20 protein-coding genes, 1 tRNA gene and 1 pseudogene are annotated in these 19,921 nt (G+C 51.0%); 6 read left to right on the top strand and 16 right to left on the bottom strand.

Annotation, left to right across the window (positions count from 1 at the left end):
- Positions 1 to 22: 22 nt before the first annotated feature.
- Both V8F51_RS02670 and V8F51_RS02665 read right to left on the bottom strand, forming a co-directional pair.
- Complete coding sequence (locus V8F51_RS02670) at positions 23 to 454, bottom strand: Rrf2 family transcriptional regulator (protein WP_337098505.1); 432 nt, start codon at positions 452 to 454, stop codon at positions 23 to 25.
- Between the two features lie 59 nt (positions 455 to 513).
- Positions 514 to 1,089, bottom strand: coding sequence for a xanthine phosphoribosyltransferase (locus tag V8F51_RS02665; protein ID WP_337098504.1), 576 nt, complete (start codon positions 1,087 to 1,089; stop codon positions 514 to 516).
- Between the two features lie 77 nt (positions 1,090 to 1,166).
- On the opposite strand from V8F51_RS02665, the gene V8F51_RS02660 reads away from it, so the two are divergent.
- Both V8F51_RS02660 and V8F51_RS02655 read left to right on the top strand, forming a co-directional pair.
- Positions 1,167 to 1,253: transfer RNA gene (locus tag V8F51_RS02660), tRNA-Leu, on the top strand.
- Between the two features lie 127 nt (positions 1,254 to 1,380).
- A complete protein-coding gene (locus V8F51_RS02655; protein ID WP_337098503.1) occupies positions 1,381 to 2,328 on the top strand; it encodes a metallophosphoesterase family protein in 948 nt (315 codons plus the stop codon).
- A gap of 22 nt (positions 2,329 to 2,350) precedes the next feature.
- Here the strand turns inward: V8F51_RS02655 and V8F51_RS02650 are convergent, their stop codons facing one another.
- On the bottom strand, positions 2,351 to 2,773 hold the full coding sequence (locus V8F51_RS02650) for a class F sortase (protein ID WP_337098894.1): 423 nt from the start codon (positions 2,771 to 2,773) through the stop codon (positions 2,351 to 2,353).
- A 461-nt stretch (positions 2,774 to 3,234) separates the two neighbouring features.
- On the opposite strand from V8F51_RS02650, the gene V8F51_RS02645 reads away from it, so the two are divergent.
- Positions 3,235 to 3,768 carry a YhcN/YlaJ family sporulation lipoprotein gene (locus tag V8F51_RS02645; RefSeq protein ID WP_337098502.1) on the top strand — a complete coding sequence of 178 codons (534 nt, stop codon included), beginning with the start codon at positions 3,235 to 3,237 and terminating at the stop codon, positions 3,766 to 3,768.
- A 634-nt stretch (positions 3,769 to 4,402) separates the two neighbouring features.
- Here the strand turns inward: V8F51_RS02645 and V8F51_RS02640 are convergent.
- From V8F51_RS02640 to V8F51_RS02625, 4 genes and pseudogenes are all read right to left on the bottom strand, one after another.
- Positions 4,403 to 4,558 (bottom strand): annotated as a pseudogene (locus tag V8F51_RS02640) (TFIIB-type zinc ribbon-containing protein); the annotation flags it as partial.
- Positions 4,559 to 4,640: 82 nt separating this feature from the next.
- Positions 4,641 to 4,862 (bottom strand): hypothetical protein, encoded by a 222-nt coding sequence (locus V8F51_RS02635; RefSeq protein WP_337098501.1) that lies wholly within the window; start codon positions 4,860 to 4,862, stop codon positions 4,641 to 4,643.
- A 132-nt stretch (positions 4,863 to 4,994) separates the two neighbouring features.
- Positions 4,995 to 5,315, bottom strand: coding sequence for a hypothetical protein (locus V8F51_RS02630; RefSeq protein ID WP_337098500.1), 321 nt, complete (start codon positions 5,313 to 5,315; stop codon positions 4,995 to 4,997).
- Positions 5,316 to 5,398: 83 nt separating this feature from the next.
- Positions 5,399 to 5,968, bottom strand: a complete 570-nt coding sequence (locus V8F51_RS02625) for a xanthine phosphoribosyltransferase (protein ID WP_337098499.1) — start codon at positions 5,966 to 5,968, stop codon at positions 5,399 to 5,401.
- A gap of 201 nt (positions 5,969 to 6,169) precedes the next feature.
- Here V8F51_RS02625 and V8F51_RS02620 point away from each other — a divergent pair, with 201 nt between their 5' ends.
- Positions 6,170 to 6,889, top strand: a complete 720-nt coding sequence (locus V8F51_RS02620; RefSeq protein ID WP_337098498.1) for a hypothetical protein — start codon at positions 6,170 to 6,172, stop codon at positions 6,887 to 6,889.
- Here V8F51_RS02620 and V8F51_RS02615 read toward each other — a convergent pair.
- Complete coding sequence (locus tag V8F51_RS02615; protein ID WP_337098497.1) at positions 6,886 to 8,175, bottom strand: ArsB/NhaD family transporter; 1,290 nt, start codon at positions 8,173 to 8,175, stop codon at positions 6,886 to 6,888. The two genes, V8F51_RS02620 and V8F51_RS02615, sit on opposite strands and share 4 nt — an antisense overlap.
- A 98-nt stretch (positions 8,176 to 8,273) precedes the next feature.
- Here V8F51_RS02615 and V8F51_RS02610 point away from each other — a divergent pair, with 98 nt between their 5' ends.
- Positions 8,274 to 9,311 (top strand): YkvI family membrane protein, encoded by a 1,038-nt coding sequence (locus V8F51_RS02610; protein WP_337098496.1) that lies wholly within the window; start codon positions 8,274 to 8,276, stop codon positions 9,309 to 9,311.
- A 19-nt stretch (positions 9,312 to 9,330) separates the two neighbouring features.
- Here the strand turns inward: V8F51_RS02610 and V8F51_RS02605 are convergent, their stop codons facing one another.
- Genes V8F51_RS02605 through V8F51_RS02595 form a run of 3 tightly spaced genes read right to left on the bottom strand, consistent with a single transcriptional unit; the run spans position 9,331 to position 15,131 of the window.
- On the bottom strand, positions 9,331 to 12,621 hold the full coding sequence (locus tag V8F51_RS02605) for an AAA family ATPase (protein ID WP_337098495.1): 3,291 nt from the start codon (positions 12,619 to 12,621) through the stop codon (positions 9,331 to 9,333).
- Positions 12,622 to 12,674: 53 nt separating this feature from the next.
- Positions 12,675 to 13,961, bottom strand: a complete 1,287-nt coding sequence (locus V8F51_RS02600; RefSeq protein ID WP_337098494.1) for a metallophosphoesterase family protein — start codon at positions 13,959 to 13,961, stop codon at positions 12,675 to 12,677.
- Between the two features lie 42 nt (positions 13,962 to 14,003).
- Positions 14,004 to 15,131 (bottom strand): glycosyltransferase family 4 protein, encoded by a 1,128-nt coding sequence (locus tag V8F51_RS02595; RefSeq protein ID WP_337098493.1) that lies wholly within the window; start codon positions 15,129 to 15,131, stop codon positions 14,004 to 14,006.
- 151 nt (positions 15,132 to 15,282) lie between these two features.
- Between V8F51_RS02595 and V8F51_RS02590 the strand changes: the two genes are divergently transcribed.
- Complete coding sequence (locus V8F51_RS02590) at positions 15,283 to 16,452, top strand: GGDEF domain-containing protein (RefSeq protein WP_337098492.1); 1,170 nt, start codon at positions 15,283 to 15,285, stop codon at positions 16,450 to 16,452.
- Between the two features lie 436 nt (positions 16,453 to 16,888).
- Here the strand turns inward: V8F51_RS02590 and V8F51_RS02585 are convergent, their stop codons facing one another.
- The 5 genes from V8F51_RS02585 to nrdF form a co-directional block, all read right to left on the bottom strand.
- A complete protein-coding gene (locus V8F51_RS02585) occupies positions 16,889 to 17,146 on the bottom strand; it encodes a DUF2164 domain-containing protein (protein WP_337098491.1) in 258 nt (85 codons plus the stop codon).
- A 2-nt stretch (positions 17,147 to 17,148) separates the two neighbouring features.
- The gene (locus V8F51_RS02580) at positions 17,149 to 17,961 is read right to left on the bottom strand and encodes a PhzF family phenazine biosynthesis protein (RefSeq protein ID WP_337098490.1); all 813 of its coding nucleotides are present in this window, start codon (positions 17,959 to 17,961) and stop codon (positions 17,149 to 17,151) included.
- Between the two features lie 84 nt (positions 17,962 to 18,045).
- Entirely contained in the window at positions 18,046 to 18,498 is a 453-nt protein-coding gene (locus tag V8F51_RS02575) for a GyrI-like domain-containing protein (protein WP_337098489.1), read from the bottom strand.
- Positions 18,499 to 18,594: 96 nt separating this feature from the next.
- Positions 18,595 to 18,798, bottom strand: a complete 204-nt coding sequence (locus V8F51_RS02570) for a DUF6954 family protein (protein WP_337098488.1) — start codon at positions 18,796 to 18,798, stop codon at positions 18,595 to 18,597.
- Between the two features lie 122 nt (positions 18,799 to 18,920).
- Entirely contained in the window at positions 18,921 to 19,877 is a 957-nt protein-coding gene (gene nrdF / locus V8F51_RS02565; RefSeq protein WP_337098487.1) for a class 1b ribonucleoside-diphosphate reductase subunit beta, read from the bottom strand.
- Between the last annotated feature and the right edge of the window lie 44 nt (positions 19,878 to 19,921).

Below are 19,921 nucleotides of genomic sequence, written 5' to 3'. Positions count from 1 at the left end.
TTGGGCACCTCCTTTTGTATTCTTACTCATTGCCTATTTTCTCAGCGACATCGCCTGCGATCTCGGCTAGCGTAATTTGGGCAAGCTTATTTTCCATCGCTTGCTGAGCTTCGTTGAAGGCTCTTTCCAGCGAGGTTTGAATGTTGCGCCCGACGCCGCAATTCGGATTCGGCTTCTCGTGAATCGCAAACAGCTCATCCTGCATGGGACTTGTTACGGCATGATAAATATCGAGCAGCGTAATCTGATCGGTTGCCCTCGTAATGACGGCACCGGCTACGCCCGCGTTCGTCGTGACGAGTCCTGCCTTGCTTAACATCCCGATAATCCGGCGAATAACGACCGGATTCGTATTGACGCTTCCGGCAATCAGCTCCGAGGTCATCCGCTCGCCTTCGCTAACGTCCAATAACGTCATAATATGAACCGCTACCGCGAATCGATTACTAGTCACGTCCTCACCCTCTCGTCGTTACAATATGTAAGCATTATAGTTACACGAGACAGCGATTGTCAATGATCTGCGAACGTGACCTGACCGCCTTCGAGCGACTGAATTCTAGCAAGCGACTCCACATGATAGCCAAGATCGATCAGCTTCCGTCTGCCTGGCTGGAATGTTTTCTCGATGACGATGCCAATCCCAACGACCTTTGCCTCCGCTTGCTTCACAATGCCAGCCATGCCGAGCGCGGCGTCGCCATTAGCTAGAAAGTCATCAATAATAAGCACGCGCTCGCCTGCCGAGAGAAACTTGCGGGAGACGGACACCTCGCTCACTTCCTGCTTCGTGAACGAATAGACGCTCTCCGTGTACAAATCGTCCTTCAGCGTTAACGATTTGCGTTTGCGCGCGAAGATCAGCGGTACATCAAGCTGCAATGCAGCCATTACTGCAGGCGCGATACCGGACGACTCCAGCGTCAATATTTTTGTAATGCGGCTGCCTTCGAAACGTTCGACGAACAGCTTGCCGATTTCCCACATCAATGTCGGATCAACCTGATGATTCAAGAAGGAATCCACCTTCAGTACATTTTCATTTAGGACGATGCCGTCCTGCATTATTTTTTGCTCCAGCTTGTTCAACGCGTGCTCCTCCTAATCCAATACTTGACTATGTTCTATTATACATGATATGATAAATTCCGTTGACACATTATTTTGCGGTCGTGGCGGAATTGGCAGACGCGCTAGATTCAGGTTCTAGTGGTGTAACAGCCGTGGAGGTTCGAGTCCTCTCGACCGCACCATAATCATCAAAGGCTACAGCTCACGAGCTGTAGCCTTTGTTCGTTTAATCGCATGATTTTTCCCACTCGGATTTGTGCATCATATGACTAGCCGATGCTTACAAAAAACCTGTATAGAGGAGAATCAATGCAATCTTTGAAACGCTTGTTTAGTTTAACCGTTATAATTGGCGGCATGTTCGTTTTCGCCATCAAAACGGACGGGACGACCGAAATTCCATTACTGCGTTTCTCCGTCATGAGCGATATTCATATTAGCGCGAAAGATAGAGAATCCCATACCCGGTTTGTTAAAGCGCTTCGCGATCACCTCAAAATTAATCCAAATAGCTCATTATTGGTTCTAAACGGAGATTTGACGAATGGAAAAGAAGAGGATTACAGAATGCTTGACGCTTTATCCGGAAAGGTTCTCCACCCTCCCATACATGCAACGATCGGAAACCATGAATATTATAAACTGTGGATATTCGAAAACAAATCGCTTCGACTTAATCCGGACTGGTCGTCCGAACAAGCCAAAAATCTGTTTCAAAACAGTTTTGGCTACAGTAAGCCTTATCACCATCTTTGGCTGAATGGCTGTCACTTTATTTTTTTGGGCAGCGAGCGTTATCGGGACGTTGATCGGTCAGTAAGCGAAAATGCCTTTTTGAGCGTTGCCCAATTAAGCTGGCTTACTGAACGGTTACAAGAAAAGCCCTCTGCATTATATGGTAAGGAACCGTTTCCGATCTTCGTTTTTCTTCATCAGCCGCTCTTCCAAACGGTGGACGGATCGGAATCTAGGCTCGGAGTCGTCCAGTTCAAGCAATTGCAGGAGCTTCTACAGCAATATCCTGACTTGATCTTATTTTCGGGGCATACGCATATGGATTTGGTAACGACCAGGCAGCTTGTTTATAAAGGCTTTTATTCAGTGGGAACAGGAGCCATTCGCAAGGTTAAGTCGCATTCCAAGAGAAGCGAAAGCTTAGTCGTAGAGGTATACCGCAAACGCATCATTATCAAATATAGAGAACATTCGACTAAACGCTGGATATATCCCAATAAGTCCGTTTATTACGGTTCATAACTGGGACGAAAATAAAATGCCGTTATTTGGCGCGCTTCGTGTACACAACGAGTCTTGCCTCGTACTCTTTTTTTTGTCGAATGTATTTACCCCCGCATGTTATCAAATTCAATCTCGCTTCATTCGTTGGACCGAATATTTTTTGAATAGGAGCTTCGTCGGTTTTATACAACTTAACCGACTCTAGGATGAATTCAATCTTTTCCCCCTCATTGCTCTTAAGAATAACGGAGTCGCCTCTTTTGAGCTTTTTCAGGGGGAAGAACACTGCGGGGCCTTCTCTGCTATCCACATGCCCATCCATAATCACGTTGCCGACGGCTCCGGGTAAAATGTCTGCAGGCGAAAAATATCCGACATCCTCAAAATTCGCAGGAACGCCCAATTGGCCATTATCCATTACGGATACCGGTTCGACATCCGCATGGATTCGGACTGCTGGAATATATAATTGAGCGGGGGCGATTCCCTTTAACTCTCGCTGAGCCCGATTGCCATCGATCTCAATTTGTTTGTGGATTTGCGGGAAAAATCGAGTTGGATCCGCTCGATTCGATTGTATGTTTAATGGCGCAGATTGTGAGGCAGGGTCAGGAATGTGATCGGACTTAGAGCAAGCGACATTCTTCGTGCTTCTTCTCGCTTACAGGTGCCGATGATGCGTAAGCTGCCGTGTCGGATGTTAACATCATACATGCCGTAAATACCGCAACGATTGTTTTTTTCATGTTGTCGCCTCCTAGAGTTAATGTGGGGCTTACCCTGATAAATTGTCTCCCCGTTGACTGGCGACTATTAGTGTCAGTAATCGCCATAAGAGACAATCGTTTGTACGTTGCAGGCTAGTATAGATTACTTAATAAAGCTTCATAATATCCGTGAATCTAACACACAGGAGGATGAAGAGTGAAAGTAAAAATCGGATCGTTTACGCTATGCTTTATGATATTGCTGCTGGCGACTGCGGGGTGCTCGACTGCTAAGGTGAAAACAAACGAGTTTAAGGCTCGTTCCATTGAAAATCGAGTCATCCATAACGGCAACACAACGCGGTCACTCAACTATCCGAACGCAGTGGACAGAACAAAATCGGCTCCATCGGATCATGTTACGGCCAAGCAAATCGAGAAAGAAATTGCTGCGATCAAAGGTGTCGACAAACATACCGTCATCGTGCACAATCGCAACGCAATCATCGGTCTCGATGTTAAAGCAGGCCATAATGCAGCTGTTGTCGCTAAACAGATTAAACAAAAGGCCGAACAGGTTGGGAAGGGCTACACCATTCATGTGACCTCGGACAAATCGATTCATTCCCGGATTCAGAACATGAGTCAACAAATGGTACCGCTTGACGGCCATCCCGTTAGAAACTTCACAGAAGATGTAGGAATCATCATTCGTGATATTGGCCGTACGGTTACTGCCCCTTTCCGTTGAGTGAAAGCTGAAGCATCCCTCTGATTTGATGACATACAAAGAGGCCGTTCTCTCGTAAAAGAGAACGGCCTCTTGTGATATATTTGTGCCGGCATCGTTAATCGAACAATTCGCCGAAGATGTCGAGCACCGTTTTTTGGCGCTTTTTGGAATGGCCGTATTTGTTGTAGCCGTGCTGATTGTAGCCGTGCTGATTGTAACCGTATTTGTCATAGCCATGCTTGTCATAGCCGCCATGATTAAAATTATGGTTGTGATTATGGTTATTGTAGCCTTGCTGCCCGAACGGAGGCTGTTGCCCGCCGCCGAACACTTGAGGTTGGGAACTGCCGTAATTGTTCATTGGTGTCACCTGCGGGTTGCCTGGATTGCTATAGTTAGGCTGATTGTTATATCCGCCTTGCTGAGGTGGTATAGGCTGGCCCTGCTGAGACGGCGTTACGAATGGATTGCCGCTGCTTACTTGAGGGAAACTTGGCGTTCCTTGCCCTTGCGGCTGATTATTGTTAATGGGCGGATTGGGGCTCGGGTTATTGGCTGCCCATGATCCTGGAGCAGGACCGCTTATCGGTTGTGCAGGAATTGCGGATGATCCGCCGAACGCGCCTGCGCCCGATGAATATTGCTCGAGCCGCTCAACCTCCTGCTTCATATCCTTGACGCCCTGCATGAGCTTATCGAGCTCGCCGCGGTCAAGCCATACGCCTTTGCAGTCTGGACATACATCGATCAGCACATTGTCCTTCACAACCTCGCGCATTCTTACATCATTACAAACGGGACATTTCATCCGTCATTCTCTCCTTTAACAATCGATCAGAACTTGCTATGTCTCATACTCAGCATACGCACAGCCTTTTACAACGTTTCATCTATGTAGCTGTATATGGCGCAGGTCTCTCTTCCGTCGCAAGGGCGATGCTGTATATACGGCTCAGCTTCACGACACGTCGATTCTGACGGCGCACGACAACGGATGAGTCATCCCAAGCCACAACAATTCCGACGACATCATTCATCTCAAGCTCATCGCGTACGACGCGAACTTTCTCGCCGCTTAGACGATATTGATTAAGCTGTTCTTCGCTAATCAAGGTAATTCCTCCAATTCGATAGGCCCTAATAGGCCGACATCACTTTATTTGGAAAAACCTCAACGAATGCGCTCAGCACTCCTTGAGGTTCTCTTTTTGTTGCGGGTTATTATATGCGAGTCTCATTAAGCTTTAACCAACATGCTCCTTGGAATCATTCGTTTCATACCATTCGTCGAGCACGCGCGAGGACATGACACGCTTGGCAATATATTCTGCCTGTTTGTCAGTGAATTGACCGCGCCATTCAATAGACAGCTCATCGGACAGCTTTACGATCGTCAGCAGCTCCGACCAAGCCACATATCTTTTGTACCAGAAAAATTGCGGATGCTCAATCATATAAGGATATAAATCGTCAAATTCGGTATGTTTGCAATCCAAAGCACGCTCAAAATGAATTTTTGCGTCGTTCAACTTCGCATTCATAAAATCAGTAGACATTTCCCCCATAGCATGTGCCTCCCCTCAGGTCGCTTCTGTATCATTATAAGCCATTTTGCTTTATCGCGAAAGAGCGCATTCGCTGGAACATCTTACTCGAACTTGATTTCACCATTGTCCAGCGATGAAATTTGTACGAGCGGCTCGACTCTGATGCCTTGCTCTCTGAGCGATTTTCCGCCTGATTGGAACGATTTCTCGACTACGATTCCGAAGCCGACCAACGTCGCTCCCGAGCGTTCGATAATTTTGATAAGACCGCGTGCCGCATCGCCGTTCGCTATAATATCATCGATGAACAGCACCTTATCCTCTTTGGTCAGAAATTGCTTCGACACCATAATATCTGTAACGATGCCTTTCGTGAAAGAAGGCACACGTTCGGTATAGGCATCCGGATCGGCGATCAGTGTCTTCTTGCGCCTAGCGAATACGAGCGGAACGCCGAGCACATGCGCCGTAGCAAAAGCAGCCGGAATGCCGGACGATTCAATAGTAATAACCTTCGTGATCTCCTCTTCCGCAAATCTTCTTGCGAATTCCTGTCCCATCTCCATCGTAAGCGCCGGATCCACCTGATGATTAATGAGTGCGTCCATCCGCAGCACATCGTTCGACAACACCGACGACTCTTCCAATATACGTTGTTTCAATCGTTCCATCTTATTTCCCTCCGCCAAAAATCCCTTTTCGATAACGTAACATAGGTCAGGCGGATAGTGCAACCTTCATGGCAGGTTACATAGTAAACCTATCGATTTTGCTATCTTCATGAGGGAAATATTCCAAAAAGGTGGGTAAAAAGAGAAACTTTTTCCTATTTTTGAGCGTCTTATTCATGTAGATAGAAAGGAATGAGTGCCATGAGACCTCCTAGAGTAGAAACACCTGTACTTGCGAAGCTAGCTGCTGCAGCCGTATTCGCTTTCCTTATCGCTGGTTGTCAAAGCCAGGCTGAGCCGTCATCACCACCTGTCTCTGAATTAGCGGATGTGCAGCCGCTTCAAGAAGATAATAACGCGAACAGCCCACAGAAGACGTATCTGGAGGATGAACATGGTCAGGTTTCGTCCGATGGGCCAAGCCCAGGCAGCGCAGGCAAAGAAAGCCTTACTCCCGGCGAGGCGTCTGCCCTCCATAGTGACGAGCCCGATAAGGCTATCGTGAAGACGGAGAGCGAGGGGCAGAACTGGAACTCATCAAATCCGAAGCTGATCGGAATAGGCATAGGTGATTCCGATGCCGAGATGACCCATTTATTCGGAGAGCCGATGGACAGCTACATCCTTGAAGAAGGAGAAGACTCGGTCACCGTCAATGAGTATGAAGGGTTCGCTGTAGGTATTAACGGGTCTCATTCTGTGCAGTATATTGAGGTGTTCAGCAGCCACATACCAGCAGGGCTTAGCGGACTTGCAGTTGGCGACAAGCCGGACACAGCTATTTCGCATCTAGGCAAGCCCTCCACTCAGACCGAATACTTGCTCACATACGAAGCGGATGGAGCATTGCTGAAGATTGACATCGATCCTATGCTGAACGGCATCGTTTCCATTAAGCTGCTTGTTGCTGCAGACAACTAAGACCAGCTTTGAATACATAAACCAAGCAATGAAATTAGCAAAATAGGCAGCGTTAGGACGATACCGTATTTGGTATACTCCTTCCATCCGACCTCGACGCCTCCCCGTCTCACAAGCTGCATCCAGAGCAATGTGGCGAGTGAGCCAATTGGCGTCAGCTTAGCGCCGACGGACGTGCCGATCAAGCTTGCATAAGGCAAGTAGTCAGGTCCGTTCACGCCTTCAATAGCAAGCGACGAGATGAGCACAGCCGGCAAGTTATTAATCGCAGAAGCCAGCAAGGCGAAGATGAGCCCTGATCCGTAAATACCGACCCATTCATGCTGTTCCGCCGCCAGCGTCAGCAACGAAGGAAACCAAGCGACTGCGCCGTGCACATGAAGACTGTATACGACCAAATTCATCGACAATGCAAATACAATAATAAGCCAAGGCGCTTGCAGCACCGTTTGCTTGAATGGAGCCCGTCCCGCTGCGGCCGAGGCAGCCCATTGGACTGCTGCGCAGCCAAGCGCAATTGCCGCAACAGGTACACCTAGTCTCTCCGAGCCTAAATAACCGATCATCATCAGAACGATGATGACCCACGACAGCCTAAACACTCTTTTGTCGCCAATAGCAGACGCTGGCTTCGGAAATGTATCTGATGTCAGATGATCCCCTTCTCCCCCTACAATTCCCTTACGCAGGATAAACGCCGTGACGCCTATGGTAGCCGCTATAGCGAGCGCACCCGGCAGCAGCATTCTCGATGCATACTCTCCAAAAGGAATATTGAAGAAATCAGCCGTTAATATATTCGTCAGATTGCTCATCATGAGCGGAGCGCTTGCCGTATCGGCCATTAACCCGATTCCGAGCAAATAAGCAAGCCTGCCTCCGCGCGTAAGACGCAGCAGCGCCGTCACTTCGAGTACGATCGGCACCATAATAAGGATCGTACCGTCGTTGTTGAAGAATATCGTAATCAGCGCCGCCAATAGGGAAAGACAAACGAATAATACAATTTTGCGATGATGAAGACGGTGAACGATATGAAGCGCAGCCCATCGGAAGAAGCCGTTCTGATCAAGTAATGCCGTGAAAATCATAATACCGATTAACGAGAACGTCGCATTCCATACGAAACCCCAAATATAAGAAGCATCCTCTAGCTTCAATAAGCCTGCAATGAAGAGCAGGATAGCGCCCGCAAGCGCGAAAAATGCTTCGTTAATTCCTTTTGGCTTAATCAAAATAAGGATGAGTGCCGCTATAAATACGGCTATAGCAATTGCCATGGTCATGATTGCAGTTCCTTTCTAGCAAATATGTCATGCCTGTCCTCCCTGTGACATAACTTCTTAATAGAGAAAGTTTGTTGCCGATTGGAGGAAGGTAGACGATGTGGAAGCGTACAGGCAAAGTACTGCAAATCGCTTCAACCTATGTAGGTACGATTGTAGGAGCAGGCTTTGCATCCGGTCAAGAAATATTGCAGTTTTTCACCCGCTTCGGCTATTACGGCACGTTCACGATTGCGATTGCGACGATGCTCTTCATCTGGCTCGGCGCGAAAATGATGCTGATCGCAAGCGAAATAAACGCCAAATCGTATGAGGATCTTAATAAGGCGTTGTTTGGCGACAAATACGGTCGATGGATCAGCCACTTCATGCTCGTCGTCCTCATGGGCGTCACCGCCGTCATGCTCGCCGGAGCCGGTACCATCTTTTATGAGCATTGGAACATTTCCTACCAGTCAGGCCTGCTCATTACGGCCGTCGCTTGTTATTTCCTGCTGCGCAAAGGGATGAAAGCGATCCTGACGGTTAACTCCATCGTCGTTCCGCTTATGCTCATCTTCACGGTATTCGTTATGTTCGATACGTTCCGCTCTCCCGGTGCGGACAAGTTCCTTACGCTGGAAAGCGATTATTCCCCGTGGGCCGCATGGTCGGCGCCCTTCTTGTATGCCGCGTTCAACCTAACGATGTCCCAAGCCGTTCTCGTGCCGCTGGGGGCAGAAGTGAAAGATCGGAAGACGATTATTGCCGGTTCTTGGGTCGGCGGGATCGGGATCGGCTTTATGCTTCTGGCCGGACATATCGCCTTATCGGTCCATATGCCCGGCATCCAGCAATTCGCTATACCAATGGGCGGCATAGCGAGACAGCTTGGAAGCAGCGTTCAATTTATTTATGTTTTTCTTATTTTTGCCGAGATTTTCACGACGCTTATTGCGGATATCTATGGCCTGACGCTTCAACTGCAGGAACGGATGAAATGGACTCGCGGCGCGCTGACGATTATCGTCCTCGCCATCTGTTATGTCGCCAGTCAGATCGGCTTCGGCACGCTGTTGTCGACGCTCTATCCGATATTCGGCTTAATCAGTCTCGGTTGGCTGCTTCTCATCATTCGCAGGCAAGCTCAAGCTTGATATTAGTCAGTGTTGGCGATTAATTAGCAACAGAGCTTAGCTCTACAAGCGAAGCAGCGCTGCCGTATTCTAGCAGCGCATCGCGCACATGCTCATGGCAGGTCATGACGATGACCTGCCTTTGCTGTGACAGCTCGGCAATAAGCTTAGCTGCGGCGCGCAGCCGATCCTTATCGAAGTTGACGAACACATCGTCAAGCAGCAGCGGTAGCTTCATATGATGCGAAGCTTCCTCCGCTAAAGCAAAGCGCATCGCTAAGTAGACTAGCTCAGCCGTACCGCGGCTTAGCAGGTTGCTGTCAATAATACGGCGATCGGCCGTCTCCAGTCTTATCGCCGTCGCTCCAGGATGGCTCAGCACCCTTATATATTTACCGTCCGTGAGCGTCTCGATCAGGCTTGAGGCATGACGCAGCACGACGGGCTGACGTTCCTCCTCATAGATGCGTTTCGTCCGGCTAATCAAGGCCGCGCTTACGGCAAGCATTGCATACCGCTCGGCATCGCCATCCAGCTGCGCTAAGAGCAGCTCTCTGTCGGCCACCAACCGCTGACGCTCCTTCGTCTGCAGCAGCTGATCGATCGATTGACGCAGCCTCCCTTTTTGCTCCAGCTGGTCCTTCTGCTCGGCTTCGAGCTTCGCAAGCTCATGCACCGCTTCGTCATGGAGCGCGCGCAGCTGCTCCTCGTCATAGCTGTGAAGCAGCTCTTCAAGCTCTGCCAGCCGCTGCTCGCTGAGACCGGCTGTCAGCTCGAGCTGCAGCTTGTTCAGCGCGAGCTCGAGGTCGGCGAGCGTGCTGAGATGAAGCAGCGCTTCTTCGTACGCTGCTTCGCTTGGTAGGTCCGCTTCATGCAGCAAAGCTTGCATGAGCGGACGAAGCTCGGCGAGCGAGGATTCGATGCGAGCTATGTTATGCAGCAGCTCGTCTTGCTGCTGCCGGGCGCGAAGCGCCTGTTCCTTGGCGGCGGCATGACGGCGCGTCTCGGCCTGCAGCAGTCGCAGGCCGAGCGCCGGATCTGCCGGCAGTTGCCCTGCTGCGTCAGCGAACGCTGCGCAGAGCTTGGCCGCTTGCGCCTCGAAAGCGGCGAGCTGCTGTGTGACGGCGGCTTGCTTCGCCGTCAGCTTGTCATATTGGCGCAGCCGCTGCATCGCTTGCTCGGCAAGCTCGATCGCTTCGAGCGCCGCTGTCTGCGACATATGCGGCGGCAGCGCCCGTACCTCCAGCCAGCCGCGCCACTCGGCAACGGCTGATTGCTTCGTTAATGCAGCTGAGGCGGCTGCCTCGCTGCGTTCGTTTAATTGCTCGCGCAAGCGGGCGAGCTTACGCGCTTGTTCGCCCTTATTGCTTTCCAGCCGCTCCGTTGCCTGAAGGCGCTCCAGCCTTGCTTCAACAGCGGCATGCAATCCGCTGCGCAACCGTTCGGCAGCCAATGTCTGCTCTGCCGATCGACCCTCTGCCTGGCTCGAGGAGGATAACAGAGCTGCCGCCGCGTGCTCAGGTTCACGGACCACAGCAGAAAGCGCAGTTACGAGCTGCTGCTCCCGATCTCGAAGAAACGAGTCATTCGGGTATCGACCGGATGTTCCTGCGCTGCGACCGCCGCTGCGTGAACGCCTGTCATTCGTCTTCTGACTTCTCCCCAATGCCAGGACCATGAGCATGAGTGCGACGACTGCCAGCACGATTGCGGCAATCCAACCAAACCCGCTGCCGCCTTCAGCACCGCTTGCTGCTGCGGCAATGCCAAGCGCCACCGCAGCTCCGCCTGCTCCTGCCGCTCCAGCCCATACGGGCCCGGCTCCGCCCCGGCCCGCTGCCTCGCCGCGCAAAGCCGACGGGTCTATCCCGTCGGCCGCAGCGGCTGCGGCAAGACGCGTCCGCTCGAGCTCCCACTCGCGGAAAGCCAAGTCCAGGGCGTTCCACGCCCCTCGCAGCGCTTCCCGCGTACGCGGCAAGAGCGCGAAGCCGCCGGCCGCCCGCTCGCCATCCGCGGCCGCGCGTTCGAGCGCCGCCTCCGCTTCGCCGAGCGCGCTCTCCACCTCGCGCTCTTGCCGCTTCAGCGCTTCATGCTCCGCGGCGATCCGCTCCTCGCCGCGCATACGTTCTTCCTCCTGCTGACGCAGGCCGCGAATATAATCGCGGTCGGCAACCGTCACGCGGAGCTCGCGCAGCTGGCGCTCCGTCCACTCCGGCGCGATGCTGCCCAGCAGCCCGCCTATCGCTTCATCTTGCGATAGCAGCTCAGCTCGCAGCTCGGCCAGCTCCAGCTTAAGCAGTCGATAGCCTTCCGCCGACTGCACCATCGCTTCCGTTTCATCAGCGGTATTAATCAACGCTTGATCATATTCGATCGCTTCAAGCTGCTTTTCCGTCAAATACAATTGCTGCTTGTAGCGCTCCAGTTCGGATAGATGCTCGGTTCGCAGGCGCGATGACTCACGCCAACTGCGTTCCGACTCGGTGTTTATCCGTGCTGCATACGCGTACCGCTCACGCTCCATGAGCAGCTTCTGCTTCTGCAGCCAACCCGCCCTTGAAGAGCAAGCTTTCGCAAGCAATTGCTGCTTGGACGCCAGCCGAGGAAGCGCTTGATCCCGCTCTGCGATATCCTCCTCCAACCTCTCCGACTGGTGAACGAGCGAGTTGTATGCATCGATTGAATCCTCATGCTTGCGCAGCGCAGCTTCGATCTGCTCCAGCTCCTTAAGCTGCTTGTTCATCGATTTCGTCGATCCCTTAGGCTTGAACAGCTCCTCCATCTCATCCCGCAGCTTTTTCTCGGCCGCAGCGATTGACTTGCCGTTATCCCAGCCCGCTTGATACAAATATTGACCAAGCTCCTCGCCGGACAAAGCTCCGACCTGCTGCAGCTCCGATAAGGTCACGGCGAACAACTGTCGATACATTCGTTCACCGATACCGCCCAAATAACGTCGCTCTAGCTCCGCTTGCTGCAACATCACGCCTTCTACTAGCCCGCTGTTGCTGCCAGCTTCCGCATCAAGCTCTCGCAGCGACAGCTTCCCTGAACCGTCCGTCGCATAGCGCTGAATGACATAAGAGCTGCCCGTCCCGTCGCGCCAGAACAGACGGCCGCCATGTCGACCGCCGTTCACCGGCTCCTGCCGCTCGGGAGCCTGTGCCGAGCCTCGGTTCGCGAAGCCGTACAGCATCGTCCGGATGAATCCGAATACGGTGCTTTTGCCAGCTTCGTTCGGTCCATATAAAATGGTAACGGGAGCATCTAGATCGACCTTTGCGTCATGCAATTGGCCGAACCCATCGATCTCAGCCTCCACAAGCCTCATTGTTATTCCCCCTCTAGCTGATCTGCCTTCAGCCCCGCCGAAGCGCTCAGCTCCTATCCATTCCCGCGCTCCTCTTCCGCAATAAGTCCAATCACATGCTCACGCGAGCGCTCCAGCCATCGCTCAGGCAGCTCTTCCCACTTGCTTCGCAGCAGCTTGGCTAACTTCTGATTTCCTGCCATCACCTGAACAGCATCTTTCGCGAATGAACGCCAACTCTCGTCGCTAGACGCAAGCTCAGTGCTTAATCGGCACAGCTCACCGGCGAAGCTGTCCTCCTCTGCAATCTTCGTCCAATCAAGCTCGGAGGCAGTCATATTGTCGAGTTCATATACCCATATCATTCGATCGCCGCTTTCCTCGCTTAGCTCCTGAAGCTGTCCCAGCAGCGCAGTTATCGCCTGCGGTTCTGATATTTGTCTATGAATCGGACCTCGCCCTGTAAGCTCCAATCGAATCATTGCAGAGCGCCCTTCCGCATCCAAACCAAGCCTAGTCATCGTCGCTTCAAGCTGCTGCAGCAGCTCATGCTCCGATTGGATGCCGGCAATTGATACTTGCTCGTCCAGCCAACGCACATCGTCGAGCGGCGTGAATCTAAGCTCTACCGCTCCCGCTGCCGTTACATCCACGAGATAGCAGCCCTTCTGACCGGTCTCCCGCGGGTTTCTGCCCTGAGTATTGCCCGGATAGACGACATGCGGGTATTCATGAAGCACTTTGCGGTGATGAATATGTCCCAGCGCCCAGTAATGGAAGCCTGCATTACTCGCAAGCTCGTCCAATGAACAAGGCGCGTAGGGATCATGTCCGTTATCTCCGCCTACGTTGCCGTGCAGCATCGCGATGTGGAACCCAGCTCCTGGCATTGACCGGTAACGAATTGCTAAGTTTTCCGTTACGCTTCGGGATCCGTAAGAAATACCGTAAACAAAAGCAGCCAGCTCACCATCTCTTCGGTAAGCCGGCTTATGCTCGATATGATCTGCGCCAAATATATGTACATTCGAGGGCAGCTTAAGCTCTGCCCTTGCCCCGCTAAGCGGATCATGATTGCCATGAATAACGAATACGGCGATGCCATGAGCGGCAAGTCGCTCCCATTCGCGTACAAGCCGCAGCTGTGCGCGAAGTGAGCGATCAGTCGCATCGAACAAATCGCCTGCCAGCACGATAAAATCGACCTTCTCGGCAACTGCCGTATCCGTTAACTGGCGCATAGCTGCGAAGGTCGATTCGGTTAGCCGTTCCCGAAGCGCTTCCGGCGCTTTGGCCAAACCTTTGAACGGACTGTCCAAGTGCAAATCCGCTGCATGAATGAATCGAAACGGTACTGCCATGAACTCAATCCCCGCCTCTGTATCTATATTAGCCGAGCTGTTTTACTCCGGCTTCAGGTTTGTATAAACTTTCTTGAGCTGTGAAATGACCCGTTGCAGAGAGTATACTTTTTTAGCTTTGTCCCAGCCGGCACGCGCTAGGTTATAGCGGTAAGTAGGATCTGTCACGACCTTCTCCAGCGCATCGGCGAGTGCCAGCGGATCTTCCGGCGGTACGAGCAGCCCGTTGACGCCGTCATCGATTTGTTCGGCGATACCTCCGACATTCGTTCCGACTAATGCCAGCCAGCACAAGGCTGCTTCTGCGAATACAGAACCGAACGCCTCCGCCCTTGACGGCAGAACGAATACATCAAAGAACGGCATGAACTCCTCCGGATGAAGCATATAGCCGTAAAAAATAATATCGTCGTACAAGTCCAGCTCCACCGCGAGCGCCTCCAGCTCCTCGCGAATCGGTCCGTCGCCGATAATATGAAGTACGAAAGGATTTCCTCTGCGCTTTAGCTCGGCACAAGCCTTCAACAAAATATCAAGTCCCTTTGCCGGCACGAGCCTGCAAACGGTAATCAGCTGCGTCACTTCGTTTTCGTGCGCGCTCGGCCTGAATCGTTTCTCATCGAAGCCGTTTGGTATCACTTTTATAGCCTCAGGGTGTTTAACTTGCGGCGCAATATAGGAACGGAACGACTCCGATACGGTCAACAGCTGATCCGTCTTCGCTTCCAATTCCCCATAGATTTTCATTAAGAATTGATGCTCCGGTCCGCCCTCTTCAATTCTCCCATTCAAAATGAGCTCGCGCTCATAACTCGAGTGAATCGTCATCGCAACCGGTGTATCCGGGAACAACTGCTTCATGACGAGAGCTGCGATCGGATGATGCGCATGTATAATATCAAACGAGCGATTGAGACGTAGCCGTGTCCACCATACGTAATCGCGATACGTTTGAATGTATTTGTCGACCATTGCATTACCGCTGAATTCCGTCCAATCGAACGTTTGGAAAACAACTTCCTCTTGCCCTTTGCCTCTTACGCGCTTAGGCAGCGAGAACAACTCCATCTGCCAGCCCAGCTTAATGAATCTTTCCTGTATATAAGGGACCATCGATGACACCCCACCCGGCTGTTCCGGGGGGAAAAACAAAGCTTGCAATATATTCATGTGTCCCACACTCCTTCTTCCTGCTTCATACCAGTCTATGCTCGGCAGACAATGTGCCCAAAAAGCTTTTCCGTCACCGTAAAACATGATATATTAGAACATATGTTTCTGTAAAGCTAGTACATAACTTACTTGATAACGAGGTTTAGACATGACAATTATTCAGTGGCTTACGGGACCTAACGGACAGCTATTCTCTTCGGCGGCTGTCATCATTATTCTTATTCTTATGCTCTTTATGTCCATTAAGCTTTACGTCAGCTATCGCAACAAAGGGATCTATAAGTGGCTCACAAGCGCAATTCCGCTCATCATAGCCGAGCAAGTATTGCTCATTCTGCTCGCATATCCCGGTTGGTCGTTATCGCCATGGGTCTATTTAACCGCGACAGTGCTGCAAATCATTTCATTTATTATTATAAACTTTGTTTTCATGAAATTATATACTCATCGTTCCGCTCAGCTTAAAGTAATTCCTTTCATAATTATGATTATGTTGACGATCGTCATAGCAGGCGTTCAGTACGCAATTAATCCGTTCACGCCAGGGGCAGTTCCGGCCGGCTCGATACTGACCTTTCCGGCGCTTGATTTCTATGCCGTTATCGTGACATTCATTATTCTGCTTGATACGCGCGGAGCCGAGATGAATGCGAAGTATAACGCAAGCCTAATTGTTTTTTTCATCTATGAGCTTTCCCGGCTTGCTGACAATTATTTATTCCAAGGCTCGTTGTCATGGCTCATTCTGCTCAGCCATCTGCTGCCGATTATCTATTATACGATATTATTTTTATTGCTCTTTGATTGGGTTATTGATCGGCTTATCTCGACCTATCAATCCTCTGTTGTAGACGGTCTGACCGGTCTTTACAACCGGCGCCACTTCTCGGCCAGAGCGCAGAAGCTGCTCGCTCAGAATCGGCCGATGGCTATTATCTTCTGCGATATCGACAACTTCAAGAAGCTGAATGATACGCATGGCCATCACAAGGCAGACGGCGTATTGAAGCAAGTAGCCGAGATCCTTAAGGAAGAAACGAGCGGCATCGGCTCAGCCGGACGATATGGCGGCGAAGAACTGCTCGCTTGCATGACCGCTGACAAAGTCAAACCAGAGATCGTTGCGGAAGCGATCCGCAGACGCGTCGAGCAGGAAACCATGGTTACCATCAGCGTTGGCGTCAGCACGAATAAGGAAGGCAAGGAAGTGCAAGAGCTTGTCAAGCAAGCCGACGAAGCGATGTACCATTCCAAGTCGACCGGCAAAAACAAAATAACGATGTTCAAAGCCATCTCGTCCGCCAAAAAAACAGTCTAACAAGCTGACACCCCTGCCTACCGACTGATACATGTCGGTAGCGCGCGGGTGTCTTTTCATTTTTTCACCTGTCGCTCTTCTCCTGCTCCTCCCGCTGTTCCTGCACCTGCCCTAACTCTCTTTTTCCACTTTGCTCCACTATCCCTGCAACTCAGGAGTCACTATACTCATATCTGTTATTGGTACTTGTACGCAGTCCCTTACCGTTACGGCGGCAATTTGAGCTGTTCTAATCCCTTCTATCCTGAGTAGATGGGAGATTGAAGCAAAAGGAGTTCTTACATGAAGTCCTTCTCTGAATTCCCTGAGCAAGAGAGATAGTGTCGCATTAGAACGCAAAGAGACGTGAACCTGCAACAGCGATCTCGAGTATCGTCTGTGTCACAGGTTCACGCCTCTTCGAGCAGCTCATCTCAAATGAAGTGTGTTGTTGCGCTTATCGTTTGCCGCCTAAAACGGGCTTCTCTAGTGCGTACAGCTCGTCTTCTAGTGACTGCATCCGTTCCAATACGGTTTTGCGCGCATCGCTCATCGCGTGATTGTACAGGAATGGACCGAGCTGCTCGATCATAAAGTCGAGCAATTGCTCTGCAGCGAGCGTGCCTATTTCCTCGGAACGCTCTAGTTCGAAGTAGCCCTGCAATTCATTTACTAATTGCTGCTTATTTTCCTTCGTCAGCTTCATACCCATCATTGTTATGCTCCCCCTAATCGTCCATTCAGTACGGTTACAGCTTGACCTTCTAATATGACGCGATCACCATTATGCTTCACTCGCACGATACCGCCTCGTTCCGACGCCTGATAGCCCACCAGCTCGTCTTTCTTAAGGCGCTTCACCCAGTAAGGAGCTAGCGCGCAATGTGCCGAACCGGTTACTGGATCTTCGTTAACCCCAACTGCCGGATAGAAAGCTCGCGACACAAAATCATAACCGGTGCCTGCGGCCGCCCGGCTCGTCACAATTACGCCTCGTGCTTGCAATCTCGCTATCATCGCAAAATCCGGCTTCAATGTCCGCACTGTCTCCTCTGAGTCCACCTCAATGAAATAATCCATGCGGTTTCGACCTGCGAACCTCGGGATAAGACCAAGCCCCTGAACCAGCTCCTCCGGCACTTCCTCCGCCACTGGCGGCTCTGCCGGAAAGTCCATCACGATCCATTCTCCTTCGCGCCTGGCTGACAATAATCCGCTTTTCGTCTGAAAGCGCGCCTCTGCATCTCCAGCGAGCCGTCCCGACTGCCATAGCTGATACGCTGCGGCAAGCGTAGCGTGACCGCATAGGTCAACCTCCGCCTTCGGCGTGAACCAACGAAGCCCATAATCGCTTTGCCCTGCAACCGGAGCCACTACATACGCTGTCTCCGATAAGTTCATCTCAGCCGCCACGAGCTGCATCCAGCCTGCATCTTTCTCCTTATCCAATAAGCATACCGCTGCCGGATTCCCTCTAAACGGTTCATTCGTAAATGCGTCAACAATATACAGTTCTATTCCTTCACTCATTTTATTGTCTCCTTCCTTGCCGCCCTCAGGCAACAAAAAAAGCTTGCCACTGTGCGCCGCAAGCCCCTATTTTCCATAATTATGTTAGCCCTTAAGCGGGATAAGCAGCTCAACAGGCTCTTCCTCTACATGATGTTCATCGATATAGAAGAGCTCAAGCGCCACTGCGTGGTTATGTTTCTCTATGCGCATCTCGTTCATCCACGTATTAAGCTGCTCATACCCTTCCCCGATTCGCTTGTTGGAGCAGCCTGCCATTGCGTATCGCATAGCCGGAATCGTGATCTGGACCATACCAGGCGGGAGCTCTTCCATATGTGAAACCTCATAGCATGCCCAATACGTTACGAATACTTCGTTACCGTAATACGGGCTGTAGAGCACCGGCGACTTCGACGCGCCGTACAATTCATGTTTCCTTGCTAGAAATTCCGTCTGCAAGCGAATCGCTTCGTCAGGAAATTGCGAGTAAGGTCCGCTATAGCTGATTCCAACCAAATTGAGTGCAGGCTTCGAGATGATTGAGCAGTTTTCCACGCGATTTCCTCCTTAGATTCCATCAGGACTTGTACGCAAGGATGAGCTTTCTCTGCCCATAGTGTAACACGTATTCCCATTATAAGGGTAGTCATTTTAAGTTTTCGCTCCACGCGATCTCAGCCTGCGAAGTATCATTGCAAAAACGGCCGTTATTGCTATATATACGGCAACGACGATTAAGAACGTCGTTCGCCTCTCTTCAGGCGTACCGTCAGCCAGCAATACTGGGCCTAGCCCGAAAAAAGTAACTAGCCCGTATAGCACGACAAACAAAGCAATAATTAACGCTTTTAGCATCATCATCCCGCCTTCCTCTACTAGAGATTATCCCTACACCTCATAATCTATATGCAGACAAGTCCTAAATTAAAGAGAGCACCCAGCCGCAATGGCCTGATGCTCTCTTAACTTGCATGTATTTAGAAGTTGAATACGAAGTCATCGTCGTTAAGCGGCTCGACATGGATCGTACGAACATAACCGTTGCCTTTTTTGGAGAAAAAGTCATGCTGCTTCGTATGTGTGCTAATTCCGTTGAACACGATCGGGTTGACCGGCTCTTCCGGGAAATGCGCTTCGAAGCCCAGGTTCATAAGCGCTTTGTTGGCATTGTAACGAACGTAGGTATTCACTTCATCCTGCAACCCAAGCGGACTGTACAGATGGTTCGTGTATTCGACTTCGTTCTCGTACAGCTCAACTAGAAGCGCAATTAGTTCAGTGTGCAGTTGCTTCTGCTCTTCTACGCTGAACGTTTGGTACAGCTCTTGTGCAAGTACGCCTACGTACAAGCCGTGGATACTCTCGTCGCGGAGGATCAAGTCAATGATCTCGCCGCTGCTCGTCATTTTACCTTGACCAGCGAGGTACAACGGATAGAAGAATCCGCTATAGAACAAGTAGCTTTCCAAAAATACAGATGCCGCCATTGCTTTGTACAGCTCTTTAGGGCCTGTAATATTGGAGTACCACGAAGCGATCAGGTTCGCTTTTTTCTGAAGCTGTTCATTCGATTCCACCCATTTGAAGATCGCGTCGATCTCCTCGTTGGATGCCAGCGTCGTGAAGATGCTGCTGTATGACTTCGCGTGGATTTGCTCCATCATGGACATGAACGACAGCACCGCTTTGCGCTGCAAGCCTTCCACATGCTCAAGAATCTTCGGCATGCCTACGCCGCCTTGAATCGTATCGAGCAACGTCAGACCGCCGAGCACATTTTTATACAGCAATCGCTCGTCTTCTGTCATTTCCATCCAGTCCATTTTATCATCCGACAACGGAATTTCTTCGTCCGTCCAAAATTGCATTACATTTTGCTGCCAGAACGTCAGCGTAAAATCGTCGTCCGGGCGGTTCCAGTTTACTGCTTTCATTAGGTGAGCTCCTTCTTTGCTACGTAAGCAACGATATAATGGGT

The organism is Paenibacillus sp. YIM B09110 (assembly GCF_037167145.1).
Taxonomy (GTDB): Bacteria; Bacillota; Bacilli; order Paenibacillales; family Paenibacillaceae; genus Pristimantibacillus.
The sequence above is the reverse complement of the archived record's forward strand: the minus strand, read 5'-3'. Positions and strand labels throughout refer to the sequence as shown.

Excerpts from the sequence above, each read along its gene's own strand:
- V8F51_RS02655 (WP_337098503.1), top strand. The coding sequence starts at position 1,381 with ATGCAATCTTTGAAACGCTTGTTTAGTTTAACCGTTATAATTGGCGGC.
- V8F51_RS02630 (WP_337098500.1), bottom strand. The coding sequence starts at position 5,315 with ATGGGGGAAATGTCTACTGATTTTATGAATGCGAAGTTGAACGACGCA.
- V8F51_RS02625 (WP_337098499.1), bottom strand. The coding sequence starts at position 5,968 with ATGGAACGATTGAAACAACGTATATTGGAAGAGTCGTCGGTGTTGTCG.
- V8F51_RS02620 (WP_337098498.1), top strand. The coding sequence starts at position 6,170 with ATGAGACCTCCTAGAGTAGAAACACCTGTACTTGCGAAGCTAGCTGCT.
- V8F51_RS02615 (WP_337098497.1), bottom strand. The coding sequence starts at position 8,175 with ATGACCATGGCAATTGCTATAGCCGTATTTATAGCGGCACTCATCCTT.
- V8F51_RS02610 (WP_337098496.1), top strand. The coding sequence starts at position 8,274 with ATGTGGAAGCGTACAGGCAAAGTACTGCAAATCGCTTCAACCTATGTA.
- V8F51_RS02605 (WP_337098495.1), bottom strand. The coding sequence starts at position 12,621 with ATGAGGCTTGTGGAGGCTGAGATCGATGGGTTCGGCCAATTGCATGAC.
- V8F51_RS02600 (WP_337098494.1), bottom strand. The coding sequence starts at position 13,961 with ATGGCAGTACCGTTTCGATTCATTCATGCAGCGGATTTGCACTTGGAC.
- V8F51_RS02595 (WP_337098493.1), bottom strand. The coding sequence starts at position 15,131 with ATGAATATATTGCAAGCTTTGTTTTTCCCCCCGGAACAGCCGGGTGGG.
- V8F51_RS02590 (WP_337098492.1), top strand. The coding sequence starts at position 15,283 with ATGACAATTATTCAGTGGCTTACGGGACCTAACGGACAGCTATTCTCT.
- V8F51_RS02585 (WP_337098491.1), bottom strand. The coding sequence starts at position 17,146 with ATGATGGGTATGAAGCTGACGAAGGAAAATAAGCAGCAATTAGTAAAT.
- V8F51_RS02580 (WP_337098490.1), bottom strand. The coding sequence starts at position 17,961 with ATGAGTGAAGGAATAGAACTGTATATTGTTGACGCATTTACGAATGAA.
- V8F51_RS02570 (WP_337098488.1), bottom strand. The coding sequence starts at position 18,798 with ATGCTAAAAGCGTTAATTATTGCTTTGTTTGTCGTGCTATACGGGCTA.
- nrdF (WP_337098487.1), bottom strand. The coding sequence starts at position 19,877 with ATGAAAGCAGTAAACTGGAACCGCCCGGACGACGATTTTACGCTGACG.